Origin of the sequence: Clostridium sp. 16K-1-R1, assembly GCF_023921145.1 — a bacterium.
Taxonomy (GTDB): domain Bacteria; phylum Bacillota; class Clostridia; order Clostridiales; family Clostridiaceae; genus Sarcina; species Sarcina perfringens.
In genome coordinates, this window is record NZ_CP046515.1 from 1,443,583 (window position 1) to 1,454,842 (window position 11,260).

The window sequence follows — 11,260 nt, forward strand, 5'->3', positions numbered from 1 at the left end:
TCCAATTTAAACATGTTACATTAAAACTTAGATTAAGTATTAAAATTAAAAATTTAAATTTATATATTTAAATTTTTTTTGAAAGGAAATTAAAATGAGAAATATAAAAATTACTTTAGATTATGATGGGAGTAAGTACAAGGGATGGCAAAAGCAAAACCAAAAGGGAAGTAATGTTTCCACAGTTCAAGATAAATTAGAAAAAGTACTAACTAAAATGACTAGTGAAGAGATTCAACTAATTGGTTGTGGAAGAACTGATAGTGGTGTACATGCAAAAAATTATGTAGCAAATTTTAAGACAAATTCTCTTATGACTCTAGAACAAATTATTGAATACATAAATGAATATTTACCTGAAGATATAAGGGTAAAGGAAATAAGAGAAGCAAGTGAAAGATTTCATGCTAGATTTAATGTTAAGTCTAAAACTTATGAATATACTATTGATAACAATAAGTTCAAAGATGTATTTTTAAGAAAATATGCATGGCATGTTGAAGAAAAGTTAGACCTAGAAGCTATGGAAGAAGGAGCAAAATATTTATTAGGCACTCATGACTTTAAGAGTTTTACAAGTTTAAAATCAAAGAACAAATCAACTTTAAGAACCATAAATAGCATTGGATTTCATGAAAATAATAATATATTAAGTATAAAGATAAATGGAAATGGCTTCTTATTAAATATGGTTAGAATAATAGTAGGAACTTTAGTAGATGTAGGACTTGGAAAAATTGAACCAAAATATATAAATGATATACTTGAAGCGAAGGAAAGAGCAAAAGCTTCAGAGAAAGCACCAGCTCATGGACTTTGTCTTTTAGAATTAAATTATTAAATAAAATCTGTATAAAAGAGTAGTTAAACTATTAATTAGTATTTATACTCTTTTATACAGATTATTTTATGCTTCTAATAAATCTTTTTCTAATTCATTCATAAGTGTCTCTACAGATACTATTTTATCTATTTTTGAGGCATTTTCACCACAAAAAATAAGTCCATTATCTATATCGCCTTTTACGGCATTTATAAGTGCTTGACTTATGCAATAAGGAGTATCAGCAGGATTACAAGGGATTAGGCAATTATAACAATGAGAAACCTTAGATTTTTCTGTTTCTGTAAATTGAACAAAGGAGTTCCTAATAGCTCTTCCTGGCATTCCAACAGGACTTTTTACTATGGATATACTTTCTTTATTACAATTTATATATGCTTCTTTAAACTTTATATTTGCATCACATTCATAAGTTGCCACAAAACGAGTTGCCATTTGAACTCCACTTGCATCTAGTTTTAAATATTTTGCAATATCCTTTCCATCAAAAACTCCACCTGCAACTATTATTGGAATTTTCTTTTCATATTTATCTTCATAAATAGAAGTTTCTTTTATTATATCTAGTATTGTTGAATCAAACTTTTTACTTTCATCTTCAAGTGATTCTTTAGTAAATCCTAAATGTCCTCCAGCTTTTGGTCCTTCAATTACAATCATATCTGGAGATACTTTATGATGCCTATCCCAAAGTTTTAAAATTACTTTGGCAGCTTTAAGGGAAGAAACTATAGGAGCTATTTTTACATTGCTACCTTTCGTAAATTTAGGAAGATGAGAGGGAAGGCCAGCTCCTGAAATTATTAAGTCAACTCCAGCGTCTATAGCAGCCTTTACATGCTCTGCGTAGTTATTCATAGCTACCATTAAATTAACGCCTATAATTCCATTTTGTGATTTTTCTTTAGCTATTCTTATATGTTTTTTTAAAGCTCTTAAATTAGCTTCTAAAGGATTATTCTTAAAGTCTTCTTCTAAGTATCCAGGTTGAGCACCGGATATAATTCCTATTCCTCCAGCTTTTGTTACAGCACTAGCTAAATTTGAAAGGGACACTCCAATTCCCATTCCTCCTTGTATAATAGGTAATCTAGCTGTTAAATTTCCAATTGTAAGTGGTTTTATATTCATAGAAACTATCCTTTCTGTCAAAAAATTAGAAAAACAAATATTTTGACTATTAAAATATTTGAATATAAATATATTATAAGGATAAGTTAGGAAATAAACAAGTATTAAAATAAATTAATTAATAGTAAAAAAATATGAATAAATATATTATAATTAATACTAAAGATATAGGATTATAAATAAGAAGTTAGGAGAGAGCTATGAAAAAATGTGATTGCAAGGGCTATAAAAGTTGTTTATGCAACAAGGAGCTTACTATATTTAAGGATTTAACAGAGGAAGAATTTAATAAATTAGCTACTGGAATGACATGTTTTCATTTTAATAAAGGGGAATATATATGTTATGAAGGTGAAAAGCTTTCGAAGCTATTTATAATAAGTAAGGGAAGTGTAAAGACATCAAAGTTGACAAAAGGAGGAAAAGAGCAAATAATGCACATATTCTCTATAGGGGACTATTTTGGAGAGACAAGCCTCTTTAATAATGAGGGAGGAATTTTATTTAATGCTATTGCTTTAAATGATGTTATAGTTTGTGCTGTAGATAAGGATAAAGTTGATAGTGTCTTAGAAGAAAATCCAAGAATAGCTATAGTTGTTTTGAAATCCTTAACTAATCGTTTAAAGGATACTGAAGAATTTGCTCATAAATTAGTAACTAATGATGTTAGAGTTAGAATAGCATATATGTTAAAAGAGTTTAAGAGAAAATATGGCAAAATAGAAAATGGGGAAATATTTATTGATTTACCAATTAATAGAGAAGATATGGCTAATTATTGTGGTATAACTAGAGAAACAATGAGTAGAAAACTCTCTATATTTGAGCACGAAGGATTAATAGAAATTAGAGGAAATAAATCTCTAATAATAAAAGACATAGAAAGATTAAATAAAATAATTTCATAGGAAACACTTATTCCTATGAAATTATTTTATTTTTAGAAAAAATTCTATTTAAAAGTTTATTTTTTCATAACTCCTTCATATTTAAATGAGGGAACATAGGCTTTTGAGTTAGTTCCACTTTCTTGTATAAATGCATTTTTAACTCCTAAAGATGCTGCATAATCTATAAGAGATTCATAATGTTTAGGGTTTAAAGGCTTATTTATTTCAGGATAATCACAAGACTTATTCATAGGAGTATATTGATTCATAATGCTTATATAAACATCATCTCCAAATTTAGAAAATATAGTGTCGATAACTTTCTTTGAATCAAATAAAAGACCTGGAAGCATTAAATGCCTAATTATCATGCCTTTTAAAAGTTTACCTTCCTCTGAAAATTTTGGAGAACCTACCTGTCTAAACATTTCATCTAATACTGGAATTAAATTGTCCTTATAATTTTTTATCTTTGAATATTTAAGTGCATAATCATCCTTAAAATATTTAAAATCAGGAAGATACACATCTATGTAACCATCTAATAACTTTATTGTTTCTAAACTATCATATCCATTAGTATTATAGAGAATAGGAATACTTAAGCCTTTTTCTTTTGCTATTTTTAAAGCCTCTATTATTTGAACTGCATAATGTGTTGGAGTAACTAAGTTTATATTTTCAGCTCCCTTTTCTTGAAGTTCTAAAAAGATTTCTGCTAACCTTTCAATTGATATTTCAAGTCCTTTAAAATCTTGACTTATTTCATGGTTTTGGCAAAAAACACATTTTAAATTACAATGAGAAAAAAATACTGTTCCAGATCCATTCTTAAAAGAAATAGGAGGTTCTTCCCAAGGATGAAGTTCTGCTCTAGCTACCTTAACTTTTTCACTAGCCTTGCACACACCAAGAGATTTAAATCTATTAACTTTGCAGTTTCTAGTGCAAAGAGTACATTCTTCTAATAGTTCTTTATTTTCCATTAAAACACCTCTAATCTATATTCAATATTAATTATATATTTTAAGAGATTAAGTAACAAGATTCTTAAAAATAGAAATAGTAATTTATGGCATTATATGGCCTATATGTTATAATTAATATATAAATAGAGGGGGCGAAATATATGGTAAGTATAAACAAAGATTTTATTTTAGATGTAGCAAAAGAAATTTTAAGCTTCCATAGTCCAAGTGGATTTTGTTTTGAGATTATGGAAAAGGTAGAAAGAATAGTTAATAATCTAGGATATGATCTAGAATTGACTAACAAGGGATGTGGAGTAATAACCATTCCTGGAGAAAGTGATGAAAAGGTTATTGGATTAGCTGCTCATGTAGATACTTTAGGGGCTATGGTTAGATCTATAACACCAAAGGGAACTTTAAAGTTTGATTTAGTAGGAGGTCCAATAGTACCAACTTTAGATTCAGAATACTGCATAATAAGAACAAGGGAAGGTAAAGAGTATACTGGAACTTTCTTAAGCACAAGCCCATCAATACATGTATTTGATGATGCATCAAGCAAGCCTAGAGATCCTAAGAATATGGAAATCAGAATTGATGAAAGAGTTTTAAATAAAGAGGATGTAAAGGCCTTAGGAATAAATAATGGAGATTTTATTTTTATAGACCCAAAAACAACAATAACTGAAAGTGGATTTATAAAATCAAGATTTATAGATGATAAGGGAAGTGTATCAGCTTTAATAGGATTATTAGAGCTATTAAAAAGAGAAAATATAAAGCCTAAATATAAAACAAAAATCTTTATATCTGTATATGAAGAGGTAGGACATGGAGCATCATATTTACCAGAGGATATAACTGAATTTATAGCAGTAGATATGGGATGCATTGGTGATGACTTAAGTTGCACAGAGTATGATGTTTCTATTTGTGCTAAGGATTCAGGGGGACCTTATGACTATAAAATTACATCAGATCTTATAGAATTAGCTAAAAATAATAATTTAAGCTATGCAGTAGATATATACCCTAGATACGGCTCAGATGTTGGAGCTGCCTTACGAGGTGGAAATAATATAAAAGGTGGCCTTATAGGCCCTGGAGTTCACGCTTCACATGGTATGGAGAGAACTCACTATGATGCTTTAGAAAACACCATAAAACTAATATATTTATATTTAACAAGGTAAAATAAGAAAAATAATTAACAAATTTGAGTCATCTAAAAGTGAAAAATACTTTTAGGTGACTTTTTTTAGATTATTATATAACTATTTATATATTTCACTTAAAAATATAAGATATGAACTACATAATTAATAATTTTTTTACTTGAATTAAGGGTTAGCTAATATTAAAATTAATAAAACTAAAATAGTTAATTTGAATTTAACTTTGAATTTTCCTTAGATAATATTAGGATTAAATGAAACTACATTATAAGGTGATTAATAAATAAAACTTTTGTAAATAATATACTTAAGATAAAGTTAATTGGAGTGTAGAGAATGAAAGAGTTTTTAATAGTAAGTATTTTAGTTTCTACTTTATTCTTAAGTGAAGGATTAATTTATGGAAGTACTTTTTTAGAAAAAGAAGTTGATTTAAATAATGCTACCAATATTTCATTAGACAAAGAATCCTATAAAGACTTGTATTATACTGGGGAAAAAGCCCCTTTAACTAATGAAGAAAAAAAGATAATAGAGAATTATGCTTTAAAATATAGGGAAAGGGCTACTTTCTTAGATTTAGGCGCTAATATAGATGGATTTAAAGAAATAGGAAAGGAAAGATACTATCAAATAACCTTATATTCTAAAAGTGTAAAAGGTAATGATTTAACGGGAGTAGTAGATAGAATTCTTATAAATAAAAAGGGAAATGTTTTAAAGGGTGAAAATGGGGAACCTTTAAGTGGAATAGAGGGTCTCATAACAAATTTGAATATAAGCAACAATGAGATTATGGAGTTAGAGAATATTGCAAGAAATTATGAAGCAAAATTAAATAATAAAGATTTAGATGTAGACATATGGGGAGAAAAAGAAATTAATAATGAGATTTATTATGGAGTTAATATATACTCTAATACTTTGAAAAAAGAAGGAATCTTTGAACCTTTAGAAAAATTATATATAAATAAATCTGGAGAAGTTATTAGAAATACAGAGACTTAGATTAGGAGGGTATAAATGGAATATGGAGATATTAAATTTTTAGTTAGGAAAAGTTTAAATACAGAAGAGGGACTAAATATAAGTCTTAAGATTAAAGATGTTAATTTAAGAGAAATTCAGCTTTATAGGGGTAAAACAAAAATAAACAATATAAAGTGTAAAGAGGAGTTTTATTGCGATTCAAACTTTATATATATTAATAATAAAAGCAGGGATTTGATTTTAGAATATGAGGTTTTAATAGGTAACTTAGGAAAGCATGGAAAAGGTGGAGAAATAGAAGAGGATTTAATAAGCTTTATGGGTGAACAAATACTTATGTTACCAGTTGAAATGCTTACAATGAATGATGACCTAAAATTAAATTGCATCCTAGAAATAGATTTTACCAATCTTATAGAAGATATAAAGAGTGAAGTCTATAGTGAAAAGGATTATAAAAGTATAATACCTTTTAAAGAAAATGATTTTAAGTCAAAGTGTGTAGGGGGTACTTGGAGTGACCTATATGAAATAATGAAGTCTTCATATACCTTTGGCTTTTTTGAAGAAGTTGTTTTAAAGAAAGAATATGGAGAAGTACATTTATATAGTAGTATTGAAAATACATTTTTAAATGACAGTAGTAATGAAGAGCTTGTAAGAAATATAAAGTCTATTTGTGATTATTATTATGATTTATTTAAAATAGATTCTCTAAATAAGAAAGATTTGAATATAGTTTTACTTAGAAAGAGCAAAAAGGAGAACTCTTATATATTAGGCGGAAGTGGGAAAAATATTATAAGTGCTACTTTTGATATGAATAAAAAGAGAGATTGGCAATTATTATCCCATAGAATTTTTCATGCCTTTATGGATGATCTTTTAAAATCAAGAGTTTATCATCTTCCTCCAAATCTTTGGTTAACAGAGGGATTAGCTACTTATTATGAAAACTTAGCTTTAGAATCCATAGAAGATGGATTAAAAGAAAGCCTAGATATAAAGTTTAAAAAGGAAATGGCAAATTTATATACAAGATATTTATATATGACTTTAAAAGAGCCAAGCAGATTTAGAATAATTCCTATGGAAGAAGGAAGCATAAAAAGTCATGGTAAAATAGAGTTTTTACATTATACAAAGGCTCCCTTATTAGTATATTTTATAGAAACTTTAAAGAATTCATGTGGTAATAAACATGAAATAATAGAATATTTAATTAATAACAAAGACAAAAGTTTTTCTATGCAAAATCTTTTTTATAATCTGTTAGGTTTTAGGTGTGATAGCTTTGCATCTAAATATTTATTTGAAAATATTATAATTCCTCTATGGGACTTAAAAGAACATTTAGATGATAAAGAGGTTATTTGTAACTTACAGGAATATGAGTATATTTTGTGGACATGGTTTTTAGGAGAAGAAGAAAATTATATTAAAGATGATCTTAGGGAATATAACAAAAATATTGAGGAAATCATAAGCCTTAGAAATATTAATATTTATAATTCTTATTTAACAAAGGAAATTGAGGATTATTCTAAGGAATTAAGCTTTTTATTAAAGGCTTGGATTATTAGAAGTAATATATGTAGTGTTTCTTCTCAAGATGAAAATATTAGATATAAACTTTTAAAGGATAAAGAGAATCTTAGAATTTGGAAGGGATTTGTACAGCAATCCATAAAAAATAAGGTGAATATATAAGATAAGGCATCTATTAATTTTATGAAGGTTATAATATGATTTTTTTAGTTATAATATAAAATATTTAATAAATCAACATAATATATAAAGCTAACAAAATAATATAAATGAGCCTTTAGTAAAGTTAATATTATTATATTAACTTTATAATAAATACATTATAAGTCTATTCATTATGTCTAAATATAAAAATATATAAAGATAAAAGTTAAATATCAATAATTTTAATAAGGGTATTTTATAAGAAGTGAAATATACTAAATAATAGTATTATGTTATTTATGATATAATAATTTATGAAATAATTATATTTAAGAGTGGTAATATTTTTGTTTACAACTTTAAAGAATCTGATATAATAGAGTTTGTTATTTAAAATGAAATATTTTATTGCTATGATGAAGAAGAGTACATAAGTAATTATTTTAAAGCGATTTAGGGAGGGTGAGAGCCTAAAAAATAATCTTATAGAAAGAAGCTTCGGAGCTTAGACTGAAAATCTTAAATTTTAAGGAGTAGGTCTAGGGGTAATTCCCTTAATTGATTATGAGTGAGTTAGCTTAGCTAACTAATTTAGGTGGTAACGCGGAAGTTAAGTCTTTCGTCCTAATTTTTAGGACGAGGGACTTTTTTTATTACATAAATTTAGAAAGGAAAGTGAAAAGAATGAGTTATGAAAATTTAGCTAATTTAATATTCCCAAACATAGACAAAACACCGGAATATTATTTTGAAAAATATCCAAAGAGAGATTTAAAAGAAGGGGCTAAAGTATTAAGATATGCACCAAGTCCAACTGGATTTCAACATATAGGAGGAGTTTTTGCTTCATTAATAAATGAAAGATTAGCTCACCAAAGTGGTGGAATATTCTACTTAAGAATAGAAGATACTGATCAAAAGAGAGAAGTTGAAGGTGCTATAGATGATACTATAAAAACTATGCATAACTTCGGAATGGATTTTGATGAAGGAATAACTGGTGAAAACTCAGAAAAGGGAGCTTATGCACCATATAAACAAAGTCAAAGAGCTGATATATACAGAGCTTTTGTTAAAGATCTTTTAAGAAAAGGATTAGCTTATCCATGTTTTATGACTTCTGAAGAATTAGAAGCTTTAAGAGAAAAACAAATTGCAGAAAAATTAACTCCAGGATGTTATGGAGAGTTTGCTAAATATAGAGATTTATCACCAGAAGAGGCTATAAAGAGAATTGAAGCTGGTGAAAGCTATGTTATAAGAATGAAGTCACCTGGAAATCCTGAAAAGAGAGTTGTTGCTCATGATATGATAAAAGGAGAGGTTTCATTCCCAGAAAATCTTCAAGATGTAGTAATAATAAAAGGTGATGGCCTTCCAACTTATCACTTTGCTCATGCAATAGATGATACATTAATGAGAACTACTCATGTTATAAGAGGAGAAGAATGGTTATCATCACTTCCAATACATCTTCAAATGTTTGAAGTTTTAGGAGTAGAAGCACCTAAATATGCTCATATTCCAACAATAATGAAAATGGATGGAAGTTCAAAAAGAAAATTATCAAAGAGAAAAGATCCAGAAAGTGCAGTAAGTTATTACAGTGAAAAAGGATATCCATCTCAATCAGTTATTGAATATCTTTTAAATATAATAAACTCAGCTTTCGAAGAGTGGAGAGCAGAAAATCCAGATGCAGATTATCATGATTACAAAGTTGAACTAGATAAAATGAGTAAGAGTGGAGCTTTATTTGATTTAGTTAAATTAAATGATGTAAGTAAAGATGTTATCTGTAAAATGAAACCAGAAGTTGTTTATGATTTATATACAAACTGGGCTAAAGAATATGATAAAGAAATGTATGATTTAGTTACTTCTAAAGAAGCTATGATGAAAGAAGTATTCAATATAGATAAAGAAGGTCCAAAGCCAAGAAAAGACTTTGCTAAATGGGATGAAGTTAGAGAAAAAATATTCTACTTCTTTGATGAGTTATTTGATAAGGAAACAGCTAATGATGTTGAATTACCAAAAACTTTAGAATTAGAAGAAGCTAAGAGAATAATAGAAGCTTATGAAAAAGCATATAACTTTAATACAGATAAGGATACTTGGTTCTCAGATTTAAAAGAAGTTGCTGTAGAATTAGGATATGCTACTGATAGAAAGAAATATAAAAAGAACTCAGAAGAATATAAAGGAATGGTTTCTGATGTTGCAGGAGCTGTAAGAGCAGCTTTAACTCACAGAGCTAATACTCCAGATCTTTATACAATAATGCAAATTATGGGAGAAGAAGCTGTAAGAGAAAGATTTAAAAAATTCTTATCTCTATAATTTGATTTTAAGAGGTTTTAACACAATGCTAATAAAAAGCTTGCAATGTTAATTTTTTAGTGGTATAATTAGAACATAACAGAAAAAGCTTTAAAAGATGAATAAAATTTTCCTTAAACTTAAAGAAAATTTTTATTAATCCATTTAAATCTTTAAATTTAAGGAGGATGTCAAAATGGCAGATAGAACATTAAAATGTAAAGACTGTGGAGCAGATTTCATATTCACTGAGGGAGAGCAAGCTTTCTACAAAGAAAAAGGATTTGAAAATGATCCAGTAAGATGCTTAGATTGCAGAAGAGCAAGAAAAGCTCAAAGAAACAATAGATAATAATTTGTTTATTATAAGGTTGTAAGATTAGTCTTACAACCTTTTTTATTTTTATAATAAAAAATTCTTCTTAAATTGAAAGTATGTATAATTTTTAATATATAGTGAAAAATCTATATTGTTATTAAAGAGGGTTAGAAACTTTAAAATAAACCATTTTTCTAAAAGAGTTAAAATCAATATTGATTTTAGTTTAGTATTATAATTAAATTTTGGAGGTGTTTTATATGGAGATATATACTATAGGACATTCTAATTATGATTTAAGTAGACTTGTTGACATGTTAAATAAATATAATATAAATTGTGTAGTTGATATAAGGGGAATACCTTATTCTAAATATAATGTGCAATACAATAAGGAAGCAATTCAAAAAACTTTAAATGACTTAGGATTTACATATATCTATATGGCAAAGGAATTTGCTGCAAAGAGAGATAGCAAAATATCTTACAATAAAGAAGGCTATGCTGATTTTCATAAGGTTATTAATGAAGAATCTTTTAAAAATGGAATAGAGAGACTTAAATTAGGAATAAGTAAAGGATATAGAATAGCTTTATTAGGTGCTATGCAGGAACCTGTAAGATGTCATAGAAGTATATTAGTTGGAAGAGAATTAGAAAGATATGGATTTAAGGTTAATCATATACTTCATGATTATTCAATATGTGATCAAAGAGAAATAGAAAATATGCTTTTAGATAAATATTTTAAGGATAGAGGGCAGATTACCATAGATTCACTTATAGGAAATGAAAAGAGTGAAGAAGAAATGATAGAAGAAGGATATGATTTAGCAAATAAAGAAATTGGATATAGGATGGAAAAGCTAAAATAGTAGTTTAGAATAACTACTATTTTAGCTTTTATTAATTAAAGTTTAATG

10 protein-coding genes and 1 other annotated feature are annotated in these 11,260 nt (G+C 27.2%); of the genes, 8 read left to right on the plus strand and 2 right to left on the minus strand.

All coding sequences use genetic code 11. From position 1 onward, the window contains the following. Positions 1-94 precede the first annotated feature (94 nt). Complete coding sequence (gene truA, locus GOM42_RS06270) at positions 95-841, plus strand: tRNA pseudouridine(38-40) synthase TruA (RefSeq protein WP_110034720.1); 747 nt, start codon at positions 95-97, stop codon at positions 839-841. 66 nt (positions 842-907) lie between these two features. On the opposite strand, the gene GOM42_RS06275 is transcribed toward truA, so the two are convergent. Continuing rightward, complete coding sequence (locus GOM42_RS06275) at positions 908-1,975, minus strand: nitronate monooxygenase family protein (RefSeq protein ID WP_011590631.1); 1,068 nt, start codon at positions 1,973-1,975, stop codon at positions 908-910. Between the two features lie 200 nt (positions 1,976-2,175). Here GOM42_RS06275 and GOM42_RS06280 point away from each other — a divergent pair, with 200 nt between their 5' ends. Beyond that, positions 2,176-2,886: a Crp/Fnr family transcriptional regulator gene (locus GOM42_RS06280; RefSeq protein ID WP_011590632.1), complete on the plus strand. Its 711-nt coding sequence runs from the start codon at positions 2,176-2,178 to the stop codon at positions 2,884-2,886. 56 nt (positions 2,887-2,942) lie between these two features. Here the strand turns inward: GOM42_RS06280 and GOM42_RS06285 are convergent, their stop codons facing one another. Beyond that, on the minus strand, positions 2,943-3,854 hold the full coding sequence (locus GOM42_RS06285) for a radical SAM protein (protein WP_003481127.1): 912 nt from the start codon (positions 3,852-3,854) through the stop codon (positions 2,943-2,945). A 143-nt stretch (positions 3,855-3,997) separates the two neighbouring features. On the opposite strand from GOM42_RS06285, the gene GOM42_RS06290 reads away from it, so the two are divergent. The 6 genes from GOM42_RS06290 (at position 3,998) to GOM42_RS06315 (ending at position 11,212) form a co-directional block, all read left to right on the plus strand. Then, a complete protein-coding gene (locus GOM42_RS06290) occupies positions 3,998-5,032 on the plus strand; it encodes a M42 family metallopeptidase (protein ID WP_003477685.1) in 1,035 nt (344 codons plus the stop codon). Positions 5,033-5,350: 318 nt separating this feature from the next. Then, positions 5,351-6,022: a hypothetical protein gene (locus GOM42_RS06295; protein WP_011590633.1), complete on the plus strand. Its 672-nt coding sequence runs from the start codon at positions 5,351-5,353 to the stop codon at positions 6,020-6,022. A 15-nt stretch (positions 6,023-6,037) separates the two neighbouring features. Further along, on the plus strand, positions 6,038-7,714 hold the full coding sequence (locus GOM42_RS06300; protein WP_011590634.1) for a hypothetical protein: 1,677 nt from the start codon (positions 6,038-6,040) through the stop codon (positions 7,712-7,714). Between the two features lie 386 nt (positions 7,715-8,100). Beyond that, positions 8,101-8,326 (plus strand) — a binding site (T-box leader). 54 nt (positions 8,327-8,380) lie between these two features. Beyond that, positions 8,381-10,039 carry a glutamate--tRNA ligase gene (gene gltX / locus GOM42_RS06305; protein WP_110077426.1) on the plus strand — a complete coding sequence of 553 codons (1,659 nt, stop codon included), beginning with the start codon at positions 8,381-8,383 and terminating at the stop codon, positions 10,037-10,039. Between the two features lie 175 nt (positions 10,040-10,214). After that, positions 10,215-10,370 (plus strand): zinc-ribbon domain-containing protein, encoded by a 156-nt coding sequence (locus GOM42_RS06310; RefSeq protein WP_003481131.1) that lies wholly within the window; start codon positions 10,215-10,217, stop codon positions 10,368-10,370. Positions 10,371-10,597: 227 nt separating this feature from the next. Beyond that, positions 10,598-11,212, plus strand: a complete 615-nt coding sequence (locus GOM42_RS06315; RefSeq protein WP_003472308.1) for a DUF488 domain-containing protein — start codon at positions 10,598-10,600, stop codon at positions 11,210-11,212. The last annotated feature ends 48 nt before the right edge of the window (positions 11,213-11,260 follow it).